Annotated in this window: 21 protein-coding genes; 18 read left to right on the top strand and 3 right to left on the bottom strand. The window is 52.2% G+C overall.

Annotated elements, in window-relative coordinates:
- Nucleotides 1-438: 438 nt before the first annotated feature.
- Nucleotides 439-1,827: a sensor histidine kinase gene (locus DCC81_RS06705; protein ID WP_108685788.1), complete on the top strand. Its 1,389-nt coding sequence runs from the start codon at nt 439-441 to the stop codon at nt 1,825-1,827.
- A 20-nt stretch (nt 1,828-1,847) separates the two neighbouring features.
- Nucleotides 1,848-2,651 (top strand): HesA/MoeB/ThiF family protein, encoded by an 804-nt coding sequence (locus tag DCC81_RS06710; RefSeq protein ID WP_108685789.1) that lies wholly within the window; start codon nt 1,848-1,850, stop codon nt 2,649-2,651.
- Between the two features lie 122 nt (nt 2,652-2,773).
- Here the strand turns inward: DCC81_RS06710 and DCC81_RS06715 are convergent, their stop codons facing one another.
- Nucleotides 2,774-3,688: a S66 peptidase family protein gene (locus DCC81_RS06715; protein ID WP_240612914.1), complete on the bottom strand. Its 915-nt coding sequence runs from the start codon at nt 3,686-3,688 to the stop codon at nt 2,774-2,776.
- Between the two features lie 97 nt (nt 3,689-3,785).
- Between DCC81_RS06715 and metG the strand changes: the two genes are divergently transcribed.
- The 7 genes from metG (at nt 3,786) to lpxB (ending at nt 12,851) form a co-directional block, all read left to right on the top strand.
- Nucleotides 3,786-5,879 (top strand): methionine--tRNA ligase, encoded by a 2,094-nt coding sequence (gene metG, locus DCC81_RS06720; protein WP_108685790.1) that lies wholly within the window; start codon nt 3,786-3,788, stop codon nt 5,877-5,879.
- Nucleotides 5,880-6,022: 143 nt separating this feature from the next.
- Entirely contained in the window at nt 6,023-8,422 is a 2,400-nt protein-coding gene (locus DCC81_RS06725; protein ID WP_108685791.1) for a 3-hydroxyacyl-CoA dehydrogenase/enoyl-CoA hydratase family protein, read from the top strand.
- Nucleotides 8,423-8,706: 284 nt separating this feature from the next.
- Nucleotides 8,707-9,606, top strand: coding sequence for an ABC transporter ATP-binding protein (locus tag DCC81_RS06730; protein ID WP_108685792.1), 900 nt, complete (start codon nt 8,707-8,709; stop codon nt 9,604-9,606).
- 5 nt (nt 9,607-9,611) lie between these two features.
- Nucleotides 9,612-10,391 (top strand): ABC transporter permease, encoded by a 780-nt coding sequence (locus tag DCC81_RS06735; RefSeq protein WP_108685793.1) that lies wholly within the window; start codon nt 9,612-9,614, stop codon nt 10,389-10,391.
- Nucleotides 10,392-10,487: 96 nt separating this feature from the next.
- Complete coding sequence (gene surE, locus DCC81_RS06740; RefSeq protein ID WP_240612915.1) at nt 10,488-11,261, top strand: 5'/3'-nucleotidase SurE; 774 nt, start codon at nt 10,488-10,490, stop codon at nt 11,259-11,261.
- Between the two features lie 3 nt (nt 11,262-11,264).
- The gene (locus DCC81_RS06745) at nt 11,265-11,573 is read left to right on the top strand and encodes a hypothetical protein (protein ID WP_108685795.1); all 309 of its coding nucleotides are present in this window, start codon (nt 11,265-11,267) and stop codon (nt 11,571-11,573) included.
- Nucleotides 11,574-11,705: 132 nt separating this feature from the next.
- Nucleotides 11,706-12,851 carry a lipid-A-disaccharide synthase gene (lpxB, locus tag DCC81_RS06750; protein WP_108685796.1) on the top strand — a complete coding sequence of 382 codons (1,146 nt, stop codon included), beginning with the start codon at nt 11,706-11,708 and terminating at the stop codon, nt 12,849-12,851.
- Here the strand turns inward: lpxB and DCC81_RS25510 are convergent.
- Nucleotides 12,848-13,018, bottom strand: a complete 171-nt coding sequence (locus DCC81_RS25510; RefSeq protein ID WP_165806462.1) for a DUF6728 family protein — start codon at nt 13,016-13,018, stop codon at nt 12,848-12,850. The genes lpxB and DCC81_RS25510 overlap by 4 nt on opposite strands.
- A gap of 202 nt (nt 13,019-13,220) precedes the next feature.
- Between DCC81_RS25510 and DCC81_RS06755 the strand changes: the two genes are divergently transcribed.
- The 4 genes from DCC81_RS06755 (at nt 13,221) to DCC81_RS06770 (ending at nt 18,745) form a co-directional block, all read left to right on the top strand.
- Nucleotides 13,221-15,476: a RelA/SpoT family protein gene (locus DCC81_RS06755; RefSeq protein ID WP_108685797.1), complete on the top strand. Its 2,256-nt coding sequence runs from the start codon at nt 13,221-13,223 to the stop codon at nt 15,474-15,476.
- Between the two features lie 141 nt (nt 15,477-15,617).
- Nucleotides 15,618-16,880, top strand: a complete 1,263-nt coding sequence (locus DCC81_RS06760) for an adenylosuccinate synthase (protein WP_108685798.1) — start codon at nt 15,618-15,620, stop codon at nt 16,878-16,880.
- Between the two features lie 95 nt (nt 16,881-16,975).
- On the top strand, nt 16,976-17,422 hold the full coding sequence (locus tag DCC81_RS06765) for a hypothetical protein (protein ID WP_108685799.1): 447 nt from the start codon (nt 16,976-16,978) through the stop codon (nt 17,420-17,422).
- A 111-nt stretch (nt 17,423-17,533) separates the two neighbouring features.
- On the top strand, nt 17,534-18,745 hold the full coding sequence (locus DCC81_RS06770; RefSeq protein ID WP_240612916.1) for an anthranilate synthase component I family protein: 1,212 nt from the start codon (nt 17,534-17,536) through the stop codon (nt 18,743-18,745).
- Here DCC81_RS06770 and DCC81_RS06775 read toward each other — a convergent pair whose 3' ends face one another.
- Nucleotides 18,746-19,669 carry a TIGR01777 family oxidoreductase gene (locus tag DCC81_RS06775; RefSeq protein ID WP_108685801.1) on the bottom strand — a complete coding sequence of 308 codons (924 nt, stop codon included), beginning with the start codon at nt 19,667-19,669 and terminating at the stop codon, nt 18,746-18,748.
- Nucleotides 19,670-19,890: 221 nt separating this feature from the next.
- Between DCC81_RS06775 and DCC81_RS06780 the strand changes: the two genes are divergently transcribed.
- The 5 genes from DCC81_RS06780 to DCC81_RS06800 all read left to right on the top strand — a co-directional run bounded on the left by DCC81_RS06780 (nt 19,891) and on the right by DCC81_RS06800 (nt 26,022).
- Nucleotides 19,891-21,402, top strand: coding sequence for a hypothetical protein (locus tag DCC81_RS06780; protein ID WP_133177578.1), 1,512 nt, complete (start codon nt 19,891-19,893; stop codon nt 21,400-21,402).
- A gap of 15 nt (nt 21,403-21,417) precedes the next feature.
- On the top strand, nt 21,418-22,395 hold the full coding sequence (locus DCC81_RS06785) for a hypothetical protein (protein WP_108685803.1): 978 nt from the start codon (nt 21,418-21,420) through the stop codon (nt 22,393-22,395).
- An 89-nt stretch (nt 22,396-22,484) separates the two neighbouring features.
- A complete protein-coding gene (gene purQ, locus DCC81_RS06790; protein WP_108685804.1) occupies nt 22,485-23,171 on the top strand; it encodes a phosphoribosylformylglycinamidine synthase subunit PurQ in 687 nt (228 codons plus the stop codon).
- 301 nt (nt 23,172-23,472) lie between these two features.
- Nucleotides 23,473-23,934 carry a protein-disulfide reductase DsbD domain-containing protein gene (locus DCC81_RS06795; protein WP_108685805.1) on the top strand — a complete coding sequence of 154 codons (462 nt, stop codon included), beginning with the start codon at nt 23,473-23,475 and terminating at the stop codon, nt 23,932-23,934.
- Nucleotides 23,935-24,036: 102 nt separating this feature from the next.
- Nucleotides 24,037-26,022, top strand: a complete 1,986-nt coding sequence (locus DCC81_RS06800) for a protein-disulfide reductase DsbD family protein (RefSeq protein ID WP_108685806.1) — start codon at nt 24,037-24,039, stop codon at nt 26,020-26,022.
- Nucleotides 26,023-26,069 lie beyond the last annotated feature (47 nt).

Below are 26,069 nucleotides of genomic sequence, written 5' to 3' on the forward strand. Positions count from 1 at the left end.
TCTTGGAAGGAGGATGAAGGAGACCGGCGTCCGGTGGCATTTTCCGGTGGTAGATTTCCGGGCCCTCCCCGAGCGGAATGGGCACAAAAAAAGGAGGCTAGAAAACCTCCTTACCATTTTATCAACCAAAATCTAAATCGCTTATGGATGTGATCCATATCGATGTATGTAGAGTCTTTAAGATCGTTTGTTGTGTAAAAAGAAACAAATTCCGTTCCAGATTACAGGGACAAAGTTAAGCATAGAACCAATACAAAGAACAAAATCATCAAGTTAAACTTACGTTAAAGTGGTGCTTTATTGCAGGGATAGCTATTGCAGGCACTTTGCTATGCTTAATTTTACATTACAAATGGCCTGAAACAATGGCGAACGGCAGTTTTAGCGCTAAATTAGGCCGTCAAAAAAAAGTGGCGCCGCCCTGAAAAAAATCTATAAATGTTACCATTAAGAAAAACATTTCCCATCATCCTGGTGATGATGTCTATGTCGCTGTTGGGGATTATCCTCATACAGGTGAATTGGATCACCAATGCGGCCCACATACAAAAGGAAAAAATAGAACAGCGCTATGAAGATGTGGCAAACAACGTAAAGGACACTTTGATGCTGCGCCAATACAACTTCCCGGAGATCAGCATCGGCTCCAGCCGTACGGTGATAGGGCGGAGCGGTCTTTCCATGGACAGCTACCTGATGAACAGTATGAACTTTAAGCCCATTACAGCCAAATTCACGGCGCGGGAAGTACATGGTATCATTGCCCGGGCACTGGACCGCGCCAAGCTGGATTCATCGTCCTTTGATTTTAATGTAATGAGCAAAACCGTTACCGGTGAGGCTTACAGCTCCCTGCATACGCTCAACTTTGAATACAGCTGGCATGATGCCATGGACAGTTCTTCCCAGAACCGGGGTAACTACAATGTGCAGATACGCCCGCTCACAGCCGATGTAACCGCGCTGGGCGCACAATCTGAATTGTTGTTCATCATCTTCAGCAACGCGCATTACGACCAGATCATGATCCTCCGTTCACTGGGCTGGATGATCATTGGCAGCATTGCATTCACCATCATTATCATCTCTGCGTTTGGCCTCACCATACAGGCCATGTTGAACCAGAAGAAGATCTCCGAGATCAAATCGGACTTCATCAACAACATGACGCATGAACTGAAAACCCCGTTGGCCACCATTTCCCTGGCGGTGGACGCCATCGGTAATGAAAAGGTGATGAGTAACCGGGAAAAGATCAGCTACTTCTCCGGCATTATCAAGGAAGAGAACAAACGCATGAACAAGCAGGTGGAAAGTATCCTGCAATCTGCACTGATAGAAAAGAACGAGATCACGCTGAACCTGCAGCCCATTGATGTGCACCAGGTAATACAATCCACCGTGGATAACCTGCAACTGCAACTGGCCAATAAAGACGCCAAGGTAGAACTGCAACTGGATGCCGTGCAGCCCGTGATCAAAGCGGATGAAGTGCATTTCTCCAATGTGATCTTTAACCTGCTGGACAATGCCATCAAGTATTCCCGCCAGCAACTGGATATTAAGATCAGCACTTTCAATACCCGCAAAACCGTGGTGATCAGTATCTCGGACAATGGTATCGGGATGAGCCGCGATACAGTATCCCGTATCTTTGAAAAATTCTACCGCGCCCACACCGGCAACGTGCACAATGTAAAAGGCTTTGGCCTGGGCCTTTCTTATGTGAAGGCCATCATTGACGCGCACCATGGCAAGATCCGTGTAGAAAGCACCCTGGGCAAGGGCAGTAAGTTCACCATGGAATTTCCCCAGCAGGAGAGTTAGCAAGATCATAAAACAAGCACATGGCATTGACCGAAAAAGAAATAGCAAGATTGAAACATCCCATTGCCGTACCTGGCATGGGCCTGGATGTACAGGAAACCCTCAAGAAAGCAAACATACTCGTGGTAGGCGCAGGTGGCCTGGGATGCCCGGTGCTGCAATATCTGAGCCTGTCTGGCATAGGCGTGATCGGGATTGCCGATTATGGCGTGATCCTGGAAGAAGACATGCACCGCCAGCCCATTTTCCAGATGCAGGACCTGCGGAAACACAAGGCCAAGATGGCCTCCAGCCGCCTGTGGGCCAATAATCCCTGGACCAAGCATTACCCGATATTAGTGCAGGTGAAACCAGCGAACGTGCTGCAATTGCTGCAGGGCTTTGACCTGGTGATAGACTGCTCCCAACACATCCCCACCCACCTGGTGGTGAACGATGCCTGCGTGCAGCAAGGCGTGCCTTTTATTACCGGCGAAGTGCACAACTGGGTATCATGGTTTGGGGGCTTTAACCTGCCCGATGGCAAGGGTGGCCGCACGGCTTCTTACCGCTGCGCGGCAGCTCTCATAGACAGTTACCGGAACTATGATGCCGGCGCCCTGGGCACTACCCATGGCCTCACCGGTCTGGCCATCGTGAATGAGGTGATCAAATACCTGGCCGGTGTGCCCGGGGGCCTGGCCGGAAAGCTGTACAAGCATGATTATCTGCATAACACGATCGAAGCAAAGCAACTCGCGCCGGATGCCGCTGTATTGGCCGCAACCACGCTGCTTACAGCGGAAGATTATGGGCTGGAGATCGTGCCGGATGTGGAGGATTAATACAAAGGAACCCATTAAAACAAAAAGACCAATTTTCACATCCGGCAGGGATTGAAAATTGGTCTCTGTTATTTTCGGGAAATTGAATCCGGAGCCTGGAAATTCCCTGGCGCCGGAACTTGTTATTTGGAAAGTTCCTTCAGGGACGATTGTTTCCCATTCACCTTCAGCTCATACGGGACCCCCAGTTTCAGCGTGTAGTTTTCCACCTGGTGGCCTACGGGAAAACCATAGGCTACGGGGAAACCATAGTCTTCCACGATGTGGTGGATGATCTCGTATTCCGTTTCGCCAAACGGCGTGGTGGTTTCCTTGCCCTGCACAAAAGCGCCTACTACCAGGCCCGCCAGTTTTTCCAGCCAGCCGGCCCGTTTCAGGTTGTACATCATGCGGTCCACATGGTAGCGGTATTCGCCAATGTCTTCCAGCACCAGGATCTTACCCTTGGTATTGATCTGGGACTTGGTACCACTCAGGTTGGCCAGGATGCTCAGGTTACCGCCCACCAGGATGCCGGTGGCAGCGCCTTCCCGGTCCATGGCGTGGGGCTCAAAGTTAAATTTGCCGGCCTTGCCTTTGAGTGCCTGCTGGAGGCTTTGCACGTATTTGTTCGCATGGGTTTCTTCGGTAATGCCGCCTGCCATCACGGAGTGCAGGGTGGGGATGCCCAGCCGCTGGTGCACGTGGGCATGTAGCACGGTGATGTCGCTATAACCGCAGAGCCACTTGGGGTGCTTGCGGAAGCGGGTCCAGTCCAGCTGGTCCAGGATGCAGATGGTGCCGTAGCCACCCCGTCCAAACAGGATGGCCTTGATGTCCCTGTCGTCCAGCATGTCCTGCAGCTCTTCCTGCCGCAGTTCGTCCGGAGCGGAGAAATTATGGAAGCCGGTGCCCACGGTAATGCCCATTTGCACGCGGTAACCCCAGCCGGTCAACACGTTAGCTGCATAATCCGCTGCGGCCTGCTCCATCTTGCTACCCGGGCAGGTAATGCCTATCAGGTCGCCTTTCTTGAGATATGCTGGTATTTTTATCATTGTCCTTTGATTATCTTTGTTGTCCTTCGGGCTAAGTTGATGAATAGTTTTGTTTATTCCAAATCGGCCTTGCCTCCGGACAATTTTTAGTTGCATTATGGAAAAGATCAGTAGATACTTAGTGACCGCCGCCCTGCCTTACGCCAATGGTCCCGTTCACATCGGGCACCTGGCGGGCTGCTACCTCCCGGCGGATATTTACGTGCGTTACCTGCGGGCGCGGAAAGCGGATGTGAAATTCGTTTCCGGCACCGATGAGCACGGGGTTCCCATTAACATCAAAGCGATGCAGGAAAATGTATCGCCCCAGGATATTGTTGACAAATACCATCGCATCATCGGCGACAGCTTTGCCGCCATGGATATTTCCTTCGACATCTTTGCCCGTACCTCCAGCCCTGTGCATCACAAAACAGCGGCAGACTTTTTCAAAAACATGTACGACAAAGGCCTGTTTGAAGAAAAAGAGACCGAACAGTTTTACGACCCGGAAAAGCAGACTTTCCTGGCAGACCGTTACATCGTAGGTACCTGCCCCATATGCGGCAATGAGCGCGCTTATGGCGACCAGTGCGAGCGTTGTGGCACTTCCCTCAGCCCGGAAGAACTGATCAATCCCCGCTCGTCCCTCAGCGATGCTGTGCCGGTGAAAAAGAAAACCAAGCACTGGTACATGCCGCTGCAGCATTATGAGCCCTGGTTAAAAGAATGGCTCATTGAAGGGCACAAAGAATGGAAGCCCAACGTATATGGCCAGTGCAAAAGCTGGCTGGATAATGGTTTGCACAGCCGCGCCATGACGCGCGACAGCAACTGGGGCATTAAAGTACCCCTGCCCGATGCAGCAGGCAAGGTGCTGTATGTGTGGTTTGATGCACCTATTGGCTATATCTCCGCCACCAAGGAACTGACCGAACAATGGGCTGATTACTGGTGCAAGGAAGACACCAAACTGGTGCACTTCATTGGTAAGGATAACATCGTATTCCACTGCATTATTTTCCCCAGCATGCTGCATGGCCACGGTGGCTTTGTAGTGCCGGAAAATGTACCCGCCAATGAATTCCTCAACATTGAAGGCCAGAAAGTATCCACCTCCCGCAACTGGGCCGTGTGGGTGCATGAGTACGTGGAAGACTTCCCCGGGCAGCAGGACGTGCTGCGCTACGTGCTGGCCGCCAACGCCCCGGAAACAAAAGACAACGATTTTACCTGGAAAGAGTTCCAGGACCGCAATAACAGTGAGCTGGTAAGCATCTTCGGCAATTTTGTCAACCGTACCATGGTGCTTATGCACAAACTGTGCGGTGGCAAAGTGCCGCCCTTCCATGCAGATGTGCGCGATGACCGCGATGACCTGATGCGTGTAATGCTGCAGGAGTCCAAGGCCAGGATCGAGACTGCGCTGGAAACATTCCACTTCCGCGATGCGCTGGCCGAGGTAATGAACGTGGCCCGCGAAGGCAACAAATACCTGCAGGAAAAAGAGCCGTGGATAAAGGCCAAGACACCGGAACTGCAAGCAGAAAACCAGGCGCTGATCGACAACTGCCTGCACATCTGCCTGCAACTGACGGCTAACCTGGCCATCTTCATCAATCCCTTCCTGCCCACTACTGCTAGGAAGATCCTGCACATGCTGAAGCTGGTGGACCGCGTGCTGGATTGGGAAAATGCCGGCAGCACCAAGCTGGTAAGTGTAGGCTACTCCCTGCGTGCACCGGAGCTGCTCTTTGCCAAAGTGGAAGACGCCCAGATTGCACAGCAGATAGAAAAACTGCATACCCGCGCCGCAGCCTCCATGGCGGGTGTGGTGAGTGACGCAGCATCCACAGTTCCCACCACCCCTGCACACGAGCCGCTGAAGCCGGAGATCCAGTATGATGATTTTGCAAAACTGGACCTGCGCATTGGCACCATTACCCATGCGGAAAAGGTACCGAAGGCAGACAAGCTGCTGAAACTTACCATAGACCTGGGTTTTGAAACACGCACAGTGGTATCGGGCATTGCAGAACATTTTACACCGGAATCCATTGTAGGCACGCAGGTAACGGTGGTGGCCAACCTGGCCCCCCGCAAAATGCGCGGCATTGAAAGCCAGGGAATGATCCTGATGGCAGCACACGATGGCAAGCTGGTATTCATGAACGGTGCAGATACCGTAGCACCGGGATCTTCCATCAGTTAAACAGCAATATTCACGTCACTGTATACAGGCCGGCGCGTATCCAGCGCCGGCCTTTTTTCTGTCCGCCAGTTTTGTGTATAAAAAAGCACTAAATTCAGGGATATATTTTTGTTAACGGCTGATCGCTTAAAGTACACGGCTTTATGAAAAGACATATCAACAAAGTAGCAGTATTGGGTTCCGGTGTAATGGGTTCCCGCATTGCGCTGCATTTTGCCGGCATCGGCGTACAGGTGCTCCTGCTGGACATTGTACCCAAAGAGCCCAATGCCGCGGAAACCGCCAAAGGACTGACCCTGGACCACCCTGCTGTGAAAAACCGCATTGTAAATGAAGCCCTGCAGGCCGCGATCAAATCCAACCCTTCGCCGGTATATTCACCCGAGGTGGTGAAGCATGTAAAGACCGGTAACTTTACAGACAACATGAAAGACATTGCCAGTTGCGACTGGATCATTGAAGTAGTGGTGGAAAACCTGGCGGTAAAGAAATCTGTGTTTGAGCAGGTGGAAAAATTCCGCAAGCCTGGTACCCTCATTACTTCCAATACGTCGGGCATCCCCATCCACCTGATGGCGGAAGGCCGCAGTGAAGATTTTCAGCAACATTTCTGCGGCACCCACTTCTTCAATCCCCCACGCTACCTGCGTTTGCTGGAGATCATCCCCACACCGCACACCAGCCCTGAAGTGATCGGTTTTCTCATGCAATATGGTGATCGCTTCCTGGGTAAGACCACCGTATTATGTAAGGACACGCCTGCGTTCATTGCTAACCGGGTAGGTGTATTTTCCATCATGGCCATCTTCCACATCATGCAGGAAATGGGGCTTAATATTGATGATATTGATGCCCTCACCGGCCCGGCCATGGGGCATCCCAAGAGTGCCACTTTCCGCACCGCAGATGTAGTGGGCATAGATACCCTGGTGCGCGTGGCCAAAGGTGTGCAGGAAAATTGCAAGGACGATGAAGCCATTAAAATATTTGAAATACCGCCCTTCCTGCAAAAGGTAGTGGACAACAACTGGTTGGGTGATAAAACCGGCCAGGGCTTCTACAAAAAAACAAAAGGAGAAGGGGGCAAGGAGATCCTCACACTGGATCTCAACACTATGGAATACGTGCCCAAGCAAAAGCCCAAATTTGCTACGCTGGAAGCCACCAAACCCGTGGAAGACCTGAAGCAACGCACTAAAATGCTGGCTGCCGGTACCGACAAAGCGGGCCAGTTTTACCAGCAACTATTTGCCCATTTATTCTCTTACGTGAGCAACCGCATTCCTGAAATTGCGGACGACCTGTACAAGGTGGACGATGCCATGAAAGCCGGCTTTGGCTGGGAGCTGGGCACCTTTGAGACCTGGGATATCCTGGGCGTGGATGCCTTTGTGAAGGTAGTGGAAAGCAAAGGACTGAAAGTGGCGGCGTGGGTAAAGGAAATGCTGGCCAAAGGCATCACGAAATTTTACAAAGTAGAAAACGGCAAAAAATATTACTACGACCGCACCACACAGGACTACAAGCTGGTGCCGGGCACAGAATCTTTCATCATCCTGGAAAATTACAGCAGTAATGTAGTGTGGAAGAACAGTGCCTGCAAACTGTACGACATTGGTGATGGAGTGCTGTGCATTGACTGGCAAACCAAGATGAACACCATTGGCGGTGAAGTGCTGGAAGGCGTGAACAAGGCGGTGGACATCGCCGAAAAGGATTTCCGTGGCCTGGTGGTAGGCAATGACGGGGCTAACTTCTCTGCCGGTGCAAACGTGGGTATGATCTTCATGCTGGCGGCAGAGCAGGAGTATGATGAACTGGATATGGCCGTGCGCCTGTTCCAGCGCACCACTATGCGTTTGCGCTATTCCTCCATCCCGGTGGTGGTGGCGGCGCATGCGCTGACCCTGGGCGGTGGTTGTGAAATGTGCCTGCATGCAGACAAGGTGCAAGCCAGCGCAGAAAGCTACATTGGCCTGGTGGAACTGGGCGTAGGCCTCATTCCCGGCGGTGGTGGCACCAAAGAAATGACCGTGCGCGCCAGCGATGAATTTGTAGAAGGCGAGATAGACCTGGAGTGGCTGAAAACCCGCTTCTTCACCGTGGCTACGGCCAAGGTATCCACCTCCGCCCAGGAGGCTTATGCATTGGGTATCCTGCGCAAAGGACATGATGAGATTACCATGAACCCCAGCCGCGTGATAGCAGATGCTAAGAGCAGCGTAATAGCTATGGCGGATGAAGGCTACACCCGCCCGCCGGAAAGAAAAGATATCCGCGTGCTGGGCCGCTCTGCCCTGGGCGCCATGCTTACCGGTATCAATGCCATGCACTTTGGTAACTACATTTCCGAACATGACGGTAAGATAGCGCGTAAACTTGCCTACGTAATGTGCGGCGGAGACCTGAGTGAGCCCACACTGGTAAGTGAACAATACCTGCTGGACCTGGAACGGGAAGCGTTCCTGAGCCTGAGCGGTGAGCGCAAAACGCTGGAACGCCTGCAGGCAGTGATAAAAACAGGACGGCCTATCAGGAATTAAATTCCCGGAAAAATATAAAAGACCAGTTTTCAAATCCAACAGGGTTGAATACTGGTTTTTGTTATTTTAAAAGCAGACCAGCCATCACTCCACAGTTTCGAAATTACGCTCCCACATCTGGTTGCCAGGAAATTGCCTTTCATCACATTGTTGTTAGGAAATGGGATTTTAGTTCTCTATCTTACAACAGCTTTGCCGGCAACCAGGCTGAGTTTCATCCCCATTCGTGATAGCTGACTGATTATTACCCGAACCTTTCCTTTCACCGATTTAACCATTTTACTTTGTCAATTCTATCCCTGCAACAAATCTCCAAGCGTTACGGGCGTATACAGGCCTTGCAGGCTGTATCGTTTGATGTGCCCAAGGGCAGTGTGTTTGGTATACTGGGCCCCAATGGCAGCGGTAAAACCACGCTGCTGGGCATAGTAACCGATGTGCTGAAAGCTGATAGCGGCTCCTTTACTTTCTTTGACCAGGCTCCGGGGGCGCATGCCCGCCGCCAGGTAGGTACCCTGCTGGAAACGCCTAATTTTTACCACTACCTCTCCGCGGTGGATAACCTGGCTATCACGGCCTCCGTGAAGGGCCATGGCGCAGACGATATGGAACGGGTACTGAAGATCGTAGGCCTCTGGGAGCGCCGCGATTCCAAGTTCAAGACCTACTCCCTGGGTATGAAACAGCGCCTGGCCATTGGGGCGGCCCTGCTGGGCGACCCCACTGTGCTGCTGCTGGACGAGCCTACCAATGGCCTGGATCCCGTGGGCATTGCAGAAGTACGTAACCTGATCCGCGACCTGGCAAAGAGTGGCAAAACCATCATCATGGCCAGCCACCTGCTGGATGAAGTGGAAAAAGTATGCACCCATGTGGCCATCCTGCGCAAGGGGAACCTGCTGCTCTCCGGCGCCGTGAATGAAGTGATACAGCGGGAAGATGTGTATGAATTTGGGGCGGCGGATGTGGACGCGCTGCGCAAGGTACTGGCACAACACCCGGACTTTGTAGGCTTTGCCGGCAATGTGAGTGACAGCGTGCAGGCCATCTTCCGCAATGAAATATCCCCGGCGGTGATCAACCAGTTCTGCGCGGAAAAAGGCGTTTGGCTCAGCCACCTGCAAAGCCGCCGCAAGAGCCTCGAAACCGCATTCCTTGAACTTACCCACAACGAGAGAAACTAAGACCTATGTTTGCAAACATTATAAAAACAGAATGGCTGAAAGTAAAGCATTACCGCACCTTTTGGATACTGCTGGCCTTATTCTTCCTGGCATCGCTGGGGGTTACCTATACCGCTATTGAGATCATGAAAGTAGCGCGGGATAAGAGCAGCGGCATCTTCAACCTGTCGCCGTTCGACTTTCCCACAGTGTGGCGCACGGTGGGGTTCCTCAATTCCTACATCACCCTGCTGCTGGGCTTCCTGGTGATCATCCTGGTGAGCAATGAATACACTTTCCGCACCCACCGGCAGAACATTATTGACGGCTGGAGCCGCCAGCAGTTTGCCTTTTCCAAAACCCTGTGGATAGTGGGCCTCAGCGTATATGCCGTGATCGTGACCTTCATCACCGCGCTGGTATATGGCGCCATTTACGGGCAGATGGGCTTTTCCCTCCGGGAAGGCCAATACCTCATTTACCTGCTGCTGCAGGCACTGCTTACTTTGTCTGTAGCCGGCCTGCTGGCCGTGCTGATGCGCCGCGCCGGGGTAAGCATCGTGGTGTATATGGTGTATGTGATGATGGAAAACCTGCCGGTATCGCTGATCAACCGGTTTGTGGGCAGCTGGGGGCGCCTGTTCCCGCTGGAAACAGCAGACCGCCTCATGGGCTATCCCCTGGTAGAAAAAGTGCTGCCGGACGATAAAGGCTTTGCACCGGTGGTGTACATCTGCTTTGCTATAATGTACATTGTGCTGTTCAATTTCTTTATTAACCGCAAGCTGTCTAAAGCAGACCTGTAGCAATAAATGCAATACCCCTGCGTTCTTTCAACCACAAGTGCCCCCGGGTGCTTGTGGTTTGCTTTTACTACATTTGCAGGGACTAAAAATCATACGGTGGCCAATAGCGAAAAAATCATCCTGGTAACAAACGATGACGGCATTACAGCGCCCGGCATCCGTGAGCTGGTGGAAGCAGTAAAGCCTTTGGGAAAAGTAGTGGTGGTAGCGCCAGACAGTCCCCAGTCCGGCATGGGGCATGCCATTACTATTGGTGTGCCGCTGCGCCTGAACCGGGTGGATATCTTTGACGGGGTAGAAGCATGGACCTGCTCCGGCACACCGGTAGACTGTGTGAAGCTGGCCCGCGATAAGATCCTGCATGGTAAGCCGGACTTTTGCGTGAGTGGCATAAACCACGGGGCTAACCATTCCATCAACGTGATCTATTCGGGCACCATGTCTGCCGCCATGGAAGCGGCTATTGAAGGTATTCCTTCTGCCGGCTTCTCTTACCTGGATTATAGTTACGAAGCTGATTTTACCCTGCCTGCCCGCGTGGCCCGGCAGGTAGTGGAAAAGATGGTTGCGGAAGGCCTGCCCGAAGGCGGCCTGCTGAACGTGAACATCCCTTTCTGCAAAATAGAAGACTTCCAGGGTGTGCGCATTTGCCGCCAGGCAAACGCCAAGTATGTGGAAGCCTTTGACGAACGCCGCGATCCACACGGGAAAAAATACTACTGGCTCACCGGCGAATTTAAAAACCTCGATACCGGTACCGACACGGATGTGTGGGCCCTTGATAATAACTACGCCTCGATCGTGCCCGTGCAGTTTGACCTGACCAACTATGCCCTTAAACAACAACTGTCCGATACCTGGAAATTCTAATTTATGTTCAAACTGTTCAAACAAGACAAACTGGCCTTAGGCATCATACTGGGTTTCATTGCGCCCCTGCTCGCATTCGGGGCTTATTACCTGGTATTCTCTTACCGCAGCCATGAATCATTTGCGGAATATGTGGCGAGGTTCAAATATAACCGGGGCCTCATCCCGAAAGTGTCTGCCCTTTGCCTGCTGGCCAACGGCGTGATCTTTTATTTTTATACCCAAAGCCGCAAGGACATCACTGCCAAAGGCATTTTCCTGGTGACTATGCTCATGGCAGTAAGCATCCTGCTGCTGAAATTGATATTTTAATAACCGTACAAGGTACCAGGTACAGTGTACAAGGTATCTTGCGCGGAGGGTTTAATTGGCTGAAACCTTGTACCAGGGCATGTTCCATTGAAAGATGAATACATGGCGCCTTGTACATAGTACGTTGTACAAATGAAATATTACCTGATAGCCGGGGAAGCATCTGGCGATTTGCATGGCAGCAACCTGATCAAACAGATCAAATTGCAGGACCCGGAGGCGGACATCCGCTGCTGGGGTGGTGATCTTATGCAGCAAGCCGGCGGTACCCTGGTAAAGCACTACCGGGACCTGGCCTTCATGGGATTTGTGGAAGTAGTGATGAACCTGCGCACTATCCTGCGCAACATGGATTTTTGTAAACAGGATATTGCCGCGTTCAGGCCGGATGTGCTGGTGCTGATCGATTACCCCGGGTTTAATATGCGCATTGCCAAATGGGGCAAGGCGGAAGGATATGAGACCATCTTTTACATATCACCCCAGGTATGGGCGTGGAAGGAAAACCGCGTAAAGCAGATCAGGGAAACGGTGGACAAAATGCTGTGCATCCTGCCGTTTGAACAGGCTTTTTATGAGAAATGGAACTACCCGGTGGAATATGTGGGCCATCCCCTCATTGAAGTGATAAAGGAAGCGAAGGCGCAGCCCGTGGTGGCGCCTCTGAGCAATAAACCCATCGTGGCCCTGCTACCCGGCAGCCGCAAGCAGGAGGTGAGTGTAAAACTGCCCCTGATGCTTACCCAGGCCAAACATTTCCCGGACCACCAGTTTATCATTGCACAGGCTCCCAGCCTGGAAGACAGCTTCCTGCTATCCCTGATAGGCGACCAGCCCAATGTGTCCATGGTGAAAGGCCAGACCTACACCCTGCTGAAACAAGCCGCCGCAGCCCTGGTAACTTCCGGCACCGCTACCCTGGAAACCGCCCTGTTTGGCGTGCCCGAAGTGGTGTGCTACAAAGGCAGCCCCATTTCTTATTTCTTTGCCAAGCGCCTGATCAAGGTGAAATACATTTCCCTGGTAAACCTGGTGATGGATAAACTGGTGGTTACAGAACTGATCCAGGACGAGCTTACAGAAGCCAACCTGCTGCGTGAACTGACCCTGTTGCTAAAGGATGTGCCCACCCGCCAGCGCCTGCAGGCAGACTACGCGGAGCTCTGGCACAAACTGGGCGAGAAGCCCGCCAGCCGCCGCGCCGCGGAGATCATTGTGGAAGAGGCCAGCCATAAACGCATTTCGCCGGAGGGGAGCCTTACACCGGGAAAACCCTAATGCCGGTGGAACAGCCTCCATATCACCACCACCAGCGCTACTAAGAACATGAGGATGGATAGGCGGTTAATGCCATGCATCACCCGTGTGTTCACATTGTTGTGCTCACCTGGTTCCTTCTTTTTTATATAGAGGTACCGCAGGATCTGGTTCCAAAGACTTTTCATGCTGCGAAGGTAGGCCGCCGGCCCATAACTTTAACATTCCATTCATGTAACTTTGCCCATAAACCGGGTCTAACATTTACTGGCAGCAACACAGAGGTCAACCAATTGATAATCCAACCTTTCTTTATACATAAAACTTGCCTTATCACCACTTTGTGTGACTAATTACCGTTGCTGGCACAAAATCCGTAACTTTAGAATAATGGAAAAAGTGGCTGTTCAAAAATACCAACTCGACGAGGAACAAGAGAAGAAAGAGATCGTCCGGCATTACCGGGCGCTGCTCCGTGCGCTGAAGCCCCGCCTCAAAAAGGGTGACCGCGAACTGGTGCGTACCGCCTTTGAAATGGCGGCAGACGCCCACAAGGAGATGCGCCGCAAATCCGGCGAGCCCTATATCCTGCATCCCCTGGCCGTAGCCCAGATCTGCGTGGAAGAAATAGGCCTGGGCGTACGCTCGGCCATCTGTGCCCTCCTGCATGATACCGTGGAAGATACCGAGGTCACCCTGGAAGACGTAGGCCGTGAATTCGGGAACGAGATCGCCCACATCGTGGACGGCCTCACCAAGATCAGTACCATCGTGGATTCTGCCAACAGTACGGTGCAGGCGGAGAACTTCAAAAAGATCCTGCTTACCCTGGCGGACGATCCCCGTGTGATCCTCATAAAGCTGGCAGACCGCCTGCATAATATGCGTACCCTGGACAGCATGAGCCGGGAAAAGCAGCTGAAGATCGCTTCAGAGACCGTCTTCATCTACGCTCCCCTGGCGCACCGCCTGGGCCTGTACAACATCAAGTCGGAGATGGAAGACCTGGCCATGAAGTACACGGAGCAGCAAACCTACCGGGACATTGCCCGCAAGCTGAAGGAAACCAAGCGGGAACGCACCCGCTATGTGAACGAGTTTATAAAACCTATCAAGGAAGTGCTCCAGGAAGAGGGCTTCCATTTCGATATCTTTGGCCGCCCCAAGTCTATCCACTCTATCTGGAACAAGATCAAGAGCAAGAACGTGGCCTTTGAAGAAGTGTACGACCTCTTTGCCATCCGCATCATCCTGGACACACCCCTGGACAAGGAAAAGGCGGACTGCTGGAAAGTGTATTCCATCATCACTGATTTCTACCACCCCAGCCCGGAGCGCACGCGCGACTGGCTGAGCAACCCCAAGTCCAATGGGTACGAGGCCCTGCACGTAACCGTGATGGGCCCCCAGGGTAAATGGGTGGAAGTGCAGATCCGCACCAAGCGTATGAACGACTATGCGGAGAAAGGCCTGGCCGCCCACTGGCGCTACAAGGAAGGTAACAACCCCAGCGCGGTGCAGGAGTCAAAATTTGACCAGTGGTTCAGCCAGATCCGCGAGATCCTGAACAACCCGGACTCCAACACGCTGGACTTCCTGGCCGATTTCAAAAGCAATCTCTTTACCGAAGAAATATATGTGTACACGCCCAAGGGCGACCTCCGCATCCTGCCGGTAGGCTCCACGGCGCTGGATTTTGCTTACTCCATCCACTCCGCCATCGGCAACAAGTGTATAGGAGCCAAGGTAAATTACAAACTGGTGCCCCTGAGCCACAAGCTGCGCAGCGGTGACCAGGTGGAGATCATTACGAGCAACAAGCAGAAGCCTTCGGAAGACTGGCTGAACTTTGTGCTCACGGCCAAGGCCAAGTCCAAGATCAAGGATGCGCTCAAGGAAGAAAAGCGCATCGTGGCCATGGACGGGAAGGACACCCTGGAGCGGAAGCTGGGCCACATGAAAGTGAGCGCCAGCCAGTACAACATCAATGAGCTGGTATCTTTCTACCGCCAGCCTTCCCCGCTGGACCTGTACTACCAGATAGCGGTGAAGAACATTGACCTGAAGGAGCTCAAGGAATTTTCCATCCTGGGCGACAAGCTGGAACCACCCAAGCCGGTGAAGCCGGAGCCCACGCCCCAGCAGGAGGAGAACCTGTTTTCCCGCCCGGCCCAGATGCCCAAGAAAGATGCGGAGCTGATCATTTTCGGGGAAAGTTCCGACAAGATCGCCTACAAACTGGCCAACTGCTGCCGCCCCATCCCGGGCGACGACGTGTTTGGCTTTGTGACCGCCAGCGAAGGGTTGAAGATCCACCGCACCAATTGCCCCAATGCTGCCCAGCTGCTGGCCCACTACGGCCACCGCGTGGTAAAGACCAAGTGGGTGAAGAACCGGGAAATATCCTTCCTGACCGGCCTGCGTATTGTAGGTATGGACGACGTAGGCGTGATCCACAAGATCACCAATATTATCTCCGGTGAGCTGAAGATCAATATCAGCGGGCTTTCCATCGAATCCAAGGAGGGGCTTTTTGAAGGCCGCATCCAGGTGTTTGTACACGATAAGGAGGAGCTGGATGAGCTGGTGGACCGGCTGCGCAAGCTGAATGGCATCCAGACCGTGGACCGCCTGGAGGACGAATAAAAAATTTATCTCCCTGCCATGACACCCTTTGTTACTTTTTTATAAAGTTTACCTAAATCGCCTTAATTTTGCCACTTCGTTAAAAAAGGTGGTGAAATGCCGCCTGAAAATCTGTTAAGTCAAACAAAAATTTAATTTATCATGGTAGATGTACTGTTAGGGCTTCAGTGGGGTGATGAAGGCAAAGGCAAGATCGTGGATTATTTTGCGGGCCAATACGATGTGATCGCACGTTTCCAGGGCGGTCCGAACGCCGGCCACACCCTGTACCTCAATGGTCACAAAGTAGTCCTGCACACCATTCCTTCCGGTGTGTTCCATAACAAATGCATCAACCTGATCGGCAACGGCGTGGTGCTGGACCCGGTTACTTTTAAGAAAGAATACGATACGATCTCCGCGCTGGGCATTGACCTGAAAAAAAATCTGTTTATCGCGGAAAAAACGCATATCATTGTACCGACACACCGTGCGCTGGACAAGGCTTCCGAGCTTTCTAAAGGCCACGAAAAGATCGGATCCACCCTCAAAGGTATTGGCCCTGCCTACATGGACAAGACCGGCCGTAACGGCCTGAGAATTGGCGATGTACTGAGCCCCGACTTTAAAGCCCTGTACGAAAAGCTTAAACAGAAACATTTACAATTACTGGGTAACTATAATTTCACCGAAGACATTTCCGCCTGGGAAGAAGAATTCTTTGCCGCGGTGGAATTCCTGCGTGGCATGAACATCGTGAACGGTGAATATTTTATCAACGAAAAGCTCAATGCCGGCAAATCCGTACTGGCAGAGGGCGCGCAAGGCAGCATGCTGGATGTGGACTTCGGTACCTACCCGTTTGTGACCTCTTCCACCACCCTGAGCGCAGGCGTTTGTACCGGCCTGGGGGTGGCGCCAAAATGGATCCGGGAAGTGATCGGGGTGACCAAGGCTTACTGCACCCGCGTGGGCAGTGGTCCTTTCCCCACGGAACTGCATGATGAAACCGGTGAGCTGCTGCGCAAAACCGGTAACGAATTTGGGGCCACCACCGGCCGTCCGCGCCGTTGTGGTTGGATGGACCTGGTAGCACTGCACTATACCTGCATGCTGAGCGGTGTGACCCAGTTAGTGATGACAAAAAGTGATGTATTGGATGCGTTTAATGAAGTATCTTTAGCGACAGCGTACGAGGTGAATGGCAAGGAAACAAACCAGGTACCGTACGACATCAATACTGCTGCCATTAAACCCTTGTACAAGACCTTTAAAGGATGGACAGATAAGACGGCTGGTGTAACTGCGTACGCAGCACTGCCGCAGGAAATGAAGACCTACCTGGCATTTATCGAGGAATATATGGGCATCCCCGTAGCGTATGTTTCCAATGGCCCGGAAAGAGATCAGATTTTGAAGAAATAGGGTGCAGAAATTAGTGAAAAAAACGCGTAAAAAAAATTTGGCGAATAAAAAAAACTGTTAAAACTTTACGTTAAAGAAATAAGCGTGTTATAGTTATGAAATCAAAATCTGATAAAGACAAAGAGATCAAAAAAACTACTGCTCCAAAGGCCCCCAAAGCTACGCCCAAAGCCGCTGCCAAGCCAAAGAAAGCTGTAGAAGATGAGGAGGATGAGGATGATGACGATGATACAACGTCTTCAAAATCTACCGCGAAAACATCAGATAAAAAGGCTTCCGGCAAATCCCGTTTTGCCGATGATGATGACGATGACATCGATGATGATGCGGACCTCGATGAAGAAGCAGACGATTGGGAAAAAGGCGAAGCCGACGAAGACTTCGATCCTGACTTCCAGGAGTTTGATATGCCAAAATCAAAATCCAAGCGTGGCCGCCCCGGCTCCAAGAAAGATGATGACGATGACATGGGCATCGATGAAGAGTTCAAGGACATGGGCCTGTTTGACGACCGCTTTGATGACGACGACGATGATTTCTAAAAAATAAAGATTACTGCTATCAGGATATTCTTTGATTTTCCGACGGCGGATCTCCTATCTTTTAAACTGCAAATGTTGAACTGGTCCAAACAGTTCAACATTTGTTGTTTTATGGACGCCAATGGTTACAACGCGCCGTATGCACGGTATGAAGCCCTGCTGGCTGCAGGGGTAGTGCATTCCCTTGCCCCGGCGGCCCCAGGCCCCGGCACTACCGCGTTCCAGCGCCTGCAGGCATTCCACGCACAGCACCCCGACTGGCTTTTTGGCCACCTGGGCTACGACCTCAAAAACGAACTTTTCCCCTTAACCTCCACCCACCCCGACGGGATAGGGTTCCCGGATATTTATTTCTTCCAGCCGGAAGTGGTGATCCTCGTACAGCCAGGACTGGTGCGCATTGGCGGCTGGCATTACAGCGAGGCGGATGCCCGCAGGGTTTATGAAGCCTGTTTACGTATGCCCGTTACCGTTAGTGCCGTAACGCCACCCCGGCATGCCGTGCAAAGCCCCTTCCCGCATGCAGACTACCTGGATACGGTGAAAGCCCTGCAGGCCCACATCCACCGGGGAGACTGTTACGAGATCAACTTTTGCCGGGAGAACTTTGTGCCGGAAACGGAGCTGGACCCGCTGGCTTTGTTCACCCGCCTCAATGCCCTGTCACCGGCACCGTTTGCGGCATTTTATAAGCTGCAGGATCAGTACTGCTGCTGCGCAAGCCCCGAGCGTTTTGTGCAGCAAAGCGGGCGTACGGTGATCTCCCAGCCTATTAAAGGCACCATCCGCCGCGGGCAGGATGCGGCGGAAGAAGCCCGCTTAAAAGACCTCTTGCGCCACAGCGCGAAGGAGCGTGCGGAAAACATTATGGTGGTGGACCTGGTACGCAATGACCTTACGCCGGCGGCTGCCCGCGGCAGCGTAAGCGTGGCAGAGCTTTGCGGGATCTATACCTTTGCACAGGTACACCATATGATCTCCACCGTGCAGGCTACACTGGCACCGGGGATGGGCTTCGCAGACGTGCTGCGGCATGCGTTCCCCATGGGCAGCATGACCGGCGCGCCCAAGCTGCGCGTGATGCAGCTCATAGAGCAATATGAAAGAAGTAAACGGGGATTATTTTCCGGCAGCATCGGCTACATTACGCCGGAAGGCGACATGGATTTTAACGTAGTGATACGCAGTATGCTGTACAACGCCGCAGAGCAATATCTATCCTTCTCCACCGGCTCTGCCATTACGTTCCGGAGTGCCCCCCAGCAGGAGTGGGAGGAGTGTTTGCTGAAAGCGTCTGCCATGAAGAAAGTACTGGAAGGGTAACTACTGCTGCTTAAACAACTGGTCCATTGCATCGTCAATGGTGGGGTAGGAGAACTGGAATCCCGTATCTTCCACCTTCCTGCTGGACACCTTACAGCTTTTCAATATTTCCACACTCATTTCACCTAAAATAAGTTTCAGGGCAAAGGCCGGCGCATGCACCGGCACAAAGTTCTTATTACGCGCAGCCTGCGCCATGGCCAGTACCAGGCGTTCATTGGTCACGGGATTGGGGGCTACCGCGTTGAAAATGCCTTCCAGGCTGTCATTCACGATGGCATTGAGATAGAGGCGCACCAGGTCGTGCACATGGATCCAGCTTACCCATTGCTCCCCGCTGCCCAGGATGGCCGCCACGCCCAACCGGAGGGGGCGGTAAAATTCTGCCAGGGCGCCGCCGGCGCGGCTCAGGGTAATGCCGGTACGGAAGATCACCAGCTTTTTGCCCAGGTCCTGCACGGGCTTGATGCTGTTTTCCCAGGCCACACAGGTGGTGCCCAGGAAATCATCTGCGGGGGCGTCTTCTTCGGTGAAGGTTCTCGTATAGCTTTCGCCGTAGAAGCCGGTGGCTGCGGCGCTGATCACTTTTGTTACTTTATTGGGATGCCGGCCCAGCATGTCCACGATCAACTGGCTGCTGCGGGTACGGCTGTTGAGGATCTCCTGCTTGCGGGCGGCGGTCCAGCGCTGGGCGGCCACGTTGGCCCCGGCCAGGTGCACGATGTAGTCTGCCTCCTGGAGGGCCTGTATATCCAGGGTCTGGTTCTTCACGTCCCACTGGGCGTACTTTACTTTGGGGTCCCGGGAAGGGTATTGCGGGCGTTGCCGTCCCATGATGATCACCTGGTAACCTACTTCTGTAAGCAGCTGTGTCAGTTCCTGACCAATCAGGCCTGTGCCACCGGTAATCATAACTGTTTTCATGGTTGGGCGATCGCTTATTAAGTGTGGAAAATATTTGTGCTAAAATACACAATAAAAATCATGCCCCTGGTATTTAATCTATTGTGTTAATTGTGGGTCTATACCTTTTTCCAAACCGTTACAAGCCACGGATACGCCTGTTTTCGCTTTATGGTTTTTTTCCTGTAGGTTTGGAATAGGAACCATTTATAATTATTCTTCAATTTTTAGATAAAGACAAGATGCCATTACGTTTTTATTGCTGGGTGCTGCTCCTTTTCGTGGGTAGTGCTGCCATGGCCCAGAAAGTAACCTACACAGACCCGGAGAAGGATGATTTCAAGACCACGGAGTTTGAGATCATCGGTAAAGTGGGTGGCAAGATCATGGTCTACAAAAGTGACCGTGGGGAGTTTGCCGTGTCCACCTATGATAACGATCTGAAGCCCCTCCAGCGTATTCCCCTGGACTTCCTGCCTAAGAAACTGCTCAGCATGGACCTGGTGGCCTACCCGGACCGTGTGCTGTTCTTCTACCAGTTCCAGCGTAAGGATGCTGTATTTGCCTTCTGCGCTACCATGCAGGCGGATGGCGGATTTAACCAGGCACCTTTGCTGCTGGACTCTACCCGCATTGGCAACGCCACTGTGGAAAATAAGGTATACTCCGTGCAGTTCTCAGAAGACAAGAGCAAGATCATGCTCTACAAGATCAACCAGGACCGCCAGAATGATAATATCTTTTACACCTTCCTGTACGACAGCTCCATGCTGCTGATCAACAACAGCCGCGTGTCTTTGCCCATGGAAAGCAAGAAGCACTTCCTGGGTAACTTCAGCCTGGGAAATGATGGTGATTTTATCTTCACCAAGCTGGAACGCAGCAACAACCGGGATGTGATGATAGGAGGACAGCTGATCCACAAGCAACCTACCGTGGATTCCTTTGCAACCTATCCCTTTGCATTGAAAGACCAACTGGTGGATGAGTTAAAGGTGAAACTGGATAACAGCACCAAACGGGTGCTCACCACCGGTTTTTACTACAAGCAGAAGCGGGGCAATGTAGAAGGGCTCTACATCAACAAGTTTGACTTTGGCCAGAAACAATCCGTATATGAGAAGTTCGTGGATTTCTCCCAGGAGCTGAAAGCCAGTGCAAAAGGGGATGCCAGCACTGCGGGCGCCTTTAACGACTACTTCCTGCGCCGCATTGTAAACCTGAAGAGCGGTGGTTTCCTGGTGACGGCAGAATGTTTTTACACCACCTCCCGCTACCAGCCTTACAACCGCTGGAACTACCTGTATGGCCCTTATGGCGGTATGTACCCTTACTACTACTCCCCGTATTCTTCCATGTATAATCCCTGGTACTACAACAATGGTCCCCAGGGCTACCGCTACCACTACGACAATGTAGCCGTACTTTCTTATGATGAAGAAGGTAACCTGCAGTGGAGCAACATCGTGAACAAGCAGCAGTATGATGATGGTTCCGATATGTTCCTCAGCTACCTGATGGTGAACGTGGGCAGCGAACTGCGTTTCCTCTTCAATGAGCCGGACCGCCGTAACTGGCTGGTAACAGACAACAGCATTACCCCGGACGGTAAGATCAGCCATATGCCCACCCTGCGCAACCTGGATAAGGGCTACACCTGGATGCCCCGTTTTGGCAAGCAGATAGGCGCCCGCACCGTATTGGTGCCCTGTGTGTACCGGAATTATATTTGCTTTGCAAAAATTGACTTTTAATCACACCTTTGCATCGTGATACGATACTTCCGTTCCGGCAACCCGCTTACGGTACTGTTGCTGCTTATCTATACGATCTTCCTTAAATTCTATTACCTGCTCCACCCGTCTACTTACCTGATGGGTGGGTCGGAAGGCCTGCTGTATACACTGCTGGTAAACTGGCTGAAAGCGCTGGTGGGCAACAGCCCCCTGTTCTTTACCACCCTGGCCATCCTGCTTCAGTTTGTACAGGCACTGCTTTTCAATAAGATCATCAACTACCACCGCCTCTTTGCCAAGCCGAATTACCTGCCGGCCATGACCTACCTGCTGTTCACTTCCCTGCTGGACAACTGGTCGGCCTTTAGCCCGGTGCTGCTGGTGAACCTGATCATGCTGTGGGTGTTTTCCAGTCTTACAGACCTGTACAGCCGCACGTCCGTGCGGGATGTGGTGTTCAATACCGGCTTTGCCATTGGCATAGCCGCCCTCCTGTACTTCCCCGCCGTGGTGTTCCTGCTGTTATTACTGATCAGCCTGCTGATTATGCGTGCTTTCCGCCTGGCGGAATGGATCATCGGGCTCATGGGGCTGATCTGCCCCATTTACCTGCTGGGCACTTATCTTTTCCTTACAGACCGCTGGTCCATGCTGTACAGCATTCCCAACATAGGCCTGGCCAATCCTTTTGTGAACGATTACAAGGTATGGGGCGCCACGGTAGTGTGCGTGCTGTTCCTGGTGGCCGGGTGGGCGCTGCTGCAGCGGGCGCTGAAGAAAATGCTCATCCAGGGGCGTAAGATCTGGAGCGTATCCCTGGTGTTTGTACTGGTGGCGCTGGTGGTGCCGTTCTTCAGCGTAAAATTCAACCCGGCCTACTGGCTGGTGGCGGTGCTGCCCATTTCCATGTTTGGGGCCAATGTATTCTGGAGCATCCGCAATAACACCATTGCCAACGCGGTACACATCCTGGTATTGGGGTATGTGTTGCTGATGCAGTATTTCACCTAGGCAGATGCCCATCTAACAATCTGATAACGGGCACTGTTTTCCGGGGAATTTAGCCTAACTTTGCCACTTCTTTTTAAATACGACTGCATATGAAATTTGGGGTAGTAACCTTCCCGGGATCCAATTGTGACCATGATATGATAGACGCCCTGCGCCATGATATGGGCCAGGAAGTAATAGAACTGTGGCATAAGGATAAAGACCTGAGCGCTTTCAATACAGAAGACTGCATCGTGCTGCCGGGTGGTTTTTCCTACGGTGATTACCTGCGCTGCGGCGCCATTGCCCGTTTCAGCCCCATGATGCAGAGTGTGATCGACTTTGCCAACAATGGCGGCCGCGTGCTGGGCGTGTGCAACGGCTTCCAGATCCTCTGCGAGGCGGGCCTGTTGCCAGGCGTACTGCTGCTGAACCAGCGCCAGCAATTTGTGTGCAAGAACGTGTACCTGAAAAGTGAAAATACGGCTACGCCTATCACCCGTTTCCTGGCCGGCACCCCGCTGAAGATCCCGGTAGCACATGGCGAAGGGCGTTACTACGCAGACGAAGCCACCCTGGACGGCCTGTTTGCCAACAACCAGGTGCTCTTCCGTTACTGCGACGAGTTTGGCAATATCCACGATGACCATAATTTCAACGGTGCTGCCCGTAACATTGCCGGCATTACTAACAAGGATAAGAACGTATTTGGGATGATGCCCCACCCTGAACGCGCTACCAGCAGGGACCTGCTGAACACCGACGGACAGCTCATCTTCCAGGGCCTGATCGGCTAAGCCGGTGACCCTGTAGGGGAAAGCCTTCTACCGCCCGCGGCCTGCCGCAGCCGGTGGAAGGCTTTCTGCGTTTAAAAATGGGCTGGAATGCCCACAGGACGTGGGTTAGGACAGACCATGGCGCAGGATTTTTTAACAATTTTATATCAGGGAATAACCCTAATATTGCGCTTGTACTGTCTATTCACCACAACTGTTCATCGCTTAAAATAGCCACTTAACCATTTGTTACGCGATAGACGGTACAAATGGACTACATTAGGGGAATTATTTTAAGCCAACCAAACCAAGTATTCAGAACATGAAAAAACTGTTAACACTGATCGCCCTGTTCGCCCTGCCCCTGCTGGTGAGCGCGCAGATCGAAAATCCCGTGAAGTGGAATTTCTCTTCCAAAAAGATCAATGAAACAACTTACGAACTGCACATGACCGCTACCATTGACCACGGCTGGCACCTGTATGCACAGGAAGCTGGTGAGGGCCCGGTAGCCACTGCTTTCAAGTTCTCCAAGAACCCGCTGGTGGCCAACTCCGGCAAAGTGAAGGAAGACGGTAAGCTGCTCAAGGCGTTTGACAAGAACTTCAATTCTGAACTGAAATACTACGCAGACAAGGTAGACTTTGTGCAGACCGTGGTAGTAAAAGGTAAAGCCGCTACCAAGGTGAAAGGCTCCGTAGAGTTCATGACCTGCGATGATCACCAATGCCTGCCGCCCAAAGAACTGGAGTTTGCCATTGCAGTAGGTGGCGCAGCCAAGTAATATCAATCCGTACTATTTATTTTTTTGATAACCCAAACGAGTTCTTTATGGAACTCGTTTGTTGTTTTCTCGCAAAAAACCAACCAACCAAGATAATCAACTATGAAATACTTATACGCTTTGCTGGCGTGGGCCATGATAGCGGCTTTGCCAGCCAGGGCACAGGATAGTACCGCCAAGGCTGTACACTGGACGTACAGCGCGGAAAAGAAAAGCGAAGGGGTGTACCTGCTGCACGCAAAAGCCAGCATCGAAAATGGATGGATCCTGTTCTCCACCACCATGCCGGACGACCTGCCTTATACCCGCATCACCCTGGACAGTGCTACCGCTACGGTGGCCAGCATCAGCAACATTACAGAGCAAGGCAAACTGGAAGCCCGCAAGGAAAAACTGCTGGATGCCAACGTTAAATACTTTGAGCACAATGTAGAACTGGTAGCAACGCTGAATGTGAAAGGTGCTCCAAAGAACCTGAAAGGCGTTGTGTCTTACATGGCGCTGAAGGGAGAGGAGATCACCGGTCCCGATGACGATGCTTTCAAATTTGTACTGGACGCCCAGGGTAATATCAGCACCGCGGCCGCCGGCCTGCAGGAAAATGCAGGTAATTCACAGGAACTGAAGCGTACCGCTATTGATATCAACCATCCCCTGTCTGATGTGGGTGGTACCGGTGCAGAAGGCAAGAAGAGCCTGTGGACTATCTTCCTGCTCGGTTTTGCCGGCGGCTTCATTGCCCTGCTCACGCCTTGTGTGTTCCCGATGATCCCGCTCACCGTGTCGTTTTTCACCAAGAAAGCGGAAAGCCGGGGTGCCGGCATTTTCAATGCATCCATGTATGGGTTCTTTATTTTCCTGATCTATGTATTGCTTAGCACTCCTTTTTATTTTATTGGGAGTGGCAATTCAGAGATCCTCAACAATATTTCCACGAACGTTTACCTGAATCTTTTCTTCTTCATCATCTTCGTGGTATTTGCCATTTCTTTCTTCGGTTACTTTGAGATCACCCTGCCCAGCGGCCTGGCTTCCAAAGTGGATTCCAAGGCCAGCGTAGGCGGCCTGGTAGGTACCTTCTTCATGGCCCTCACCCTGGCTTTGGTATCGTTCTCCTGTACCGGTCCTATCCTGGGTACCCTGCTGGCAGGTGCCCTGAGCACGGATGGCGGTGCGGTGCAGCTCACCATGGGCATGGCAGGCTTTGGCCTGGCCCTGGCGCTGCCTTTCTCTATCTTTGCCCTGTTCCCTAACCTGCTGAAGTCACTGCCCAAATCCGGTGGCTGGCTTACTTCTGTAAAAGTAGTGTTGGGTTTCATTGAAGTGGCTATGGCGCTGAAGTTCTTATCCAACGCGGACCTGGTAATGCACTGGGGCCTGCTGAAACGGGAAGTGTTCTTTGGCATCTGGATCGTGATCTGCGTGCTCGCAGCCCTGTACATGCTGGGTAAGGTGCGCTTTGCCCATGATGCCCCGCTGAAAAAGATCTCCGCTACCCGCTGGATCTTTGCTGTGATCTTCTTTGCATTTGCGGCTTACCTGGCGCCTGGTGTTACCAATACCAAGGCGGCCAACCGCCAGTTGATCAGCGGTTTCCCGCCGCCCCTGAGCTACAGCGTGTATAAAGAAAATACCGGCGATGTAGAGCCCAATGTGCGCAATGATTATTTCAAAGCATTGGCACTGGCTAAGGAGCAACACAAACCCTTACTGATAGACTTTACCGGCTGGGCGTGCGTGAACTGCCGAAAGATGGAAGAAAATGTATGGCCTAACCCACTGGTGAAATCCATCATAAAGAACGATTACATCCTGGTATCGCTGTATGTGGATGACCGCGCGCAACTGCCGGAAGAAGAGCAGTTCCTGTTCACAGCTACGGATGGCAGCAAGAAAAAGATCCGGACCATTGGGGATAAATATGCCACTATGCAGACAGTGAACTTCATCAATAACTCACAGCCTTTCTATGTGCTGATCAGCCCTGATGAACAACTGCTGACCAAGCCGGTGGGGTATACGCCTAACGCCGCTGAATATGCCGCCTGGCTGAAAGCGGGGCTGGAGGCATACCAGAAAATAAAGTAAACGCTGATTATAAGTGATAAAACGGCTGCCTTCAAAAAAGGGCAGCC

Origin of the sequence: Chitinophaga parva (genome assembly GCF_003071345.1) — a bacterium.
In the GTDB taxonomy this organism is placed as follows: Bacteria; Bacteroidota; Bacteroidia; order Chitinophagales; family Chitinophagaceae; genus Chitinophaga; species Chitinophaga parva.

Bases quoted from the DNA above. Each gene is read 5' to 3' on its own strand.
- DCC81_RS06705 (WP_108685788.1), top strand. From the start codon at position 439: ATGTTACCATTAAGAAAAACATTTCCCATCATCCTGGTGATGATGTCT.
- DCC81_RS06800 (WP_108685806.1), top strand. From the start codon at position 24,037: ATGAAATACTTATACGCTTTGCTGGCGTGGGCCATGATAGCGGCTTTG.
- DCC81_RS25510 (WP_165806462.1), bottom strand. From the start codon at position 13,018: ATGAAAAGTCTTTGGAACCAGATCCTGCGGTACCTCTATATAAAAAAG.
- DCC81_RS06760 (WP_108685798.1), top strand. From the start codon at position 15,618: ATGGTAGATGTACTGTTAGGGCTTCAGTGGGGTGATGAAGGCAAAGGC.
- DCC81_RS06775 (WP_108685801.1), bottom strand. From the start codon at position 19,669: ATGAAAACAGTTATGATTACCGGTGGCACAGGCCTGATTGGTCAGGAA.
- DCC81_RS06715 (WP_240612914.1), bottom strand. From the start codon at position 3,688: ATGATAAAAATACCAGCATATCTCAAGAAAGGCGACCTGATAGGCATT.
- DCC81_RS06770 (WP_240612916.1), top strand. From the start codon at position 17,534: ATGGACGCCAATGGTTACAACGCGCCGTATGCACGGTATGAAGCCCTG.
- DCC81_RS06725 (WP_108685791.1), top strand. From the start codon at position 6,023: ATGAAAAGACATATCAACAAAGTAGCAGTATTGGGTTCCGGTGTAATG.
- DCC81_RS06755 (WP_108685797.1), top strand. From the start codon at position 13,221: ATGGAAAAAGTGGCTGTTCAAAAATACCAACTCGACGAGGAACAAGAG.
- DCC81_RS06795 (WP_108685805.1), top strand. From the start codon at position 23,473: ATGAAAAAACTGTTAACACTGATCGCCCTGTTCGCCCTGCCCCTGCTG.
- lpxB (WP_108685796.1), top strand. From the start codon at position 11,706: ATGAAATATTACCTGATAGCCGGGGAAGCATCTGGCGATTTGCATGGC.
- DCC81_RS06780 (WP_133177578.1), top strand. From the start codon at position 19,891: ATGCCATTACGTTTTTATTGCTGGGTGCTGCTCCTTTTCGTGGGTAGT.
- metG (WP_108685790.1), top strand. From the start codon at position 3,786: ATGGAAAAGATCAGTAGATACTTAGTGACCGCCGCCCTGCCTTACGCC.
- DCC81_RS06745 (WP_108685795.1), top strand. From the start codon at position 11,265: ATGTTCAAACTGTTCAAACAAGACAAACTGGCCTTAGGCATCATACTG.
- DCC81_RS06710 (WP_108685789.1), top strand. From the start codon at position 1,848: ATGGCATTGACCGAAAAAGAAATAGCAAGATTGAAACATCCCATTGCC.
- DCC81_RS06765 (WP_108685799.1), top strand. From the start codon at position 16,976: ATGAAATCAAAATCTGATAAAGACAAAGAGATCAAAAAAACTACTGCT.
- DCC81_RS06735 (WP_108685793.1), top strand. From the start codon at position 9,612: ATGTTTGCAAACATTATAAAAACAGAATGGCTGAAAGTAAAGCATTAC.
- purQ (WP_108685804.1), top strand. From the start codon at position 22,485: ATGAAATTTGGGGTAGTAACCTTCCCGGGATCCAATTGTGACCATGAT.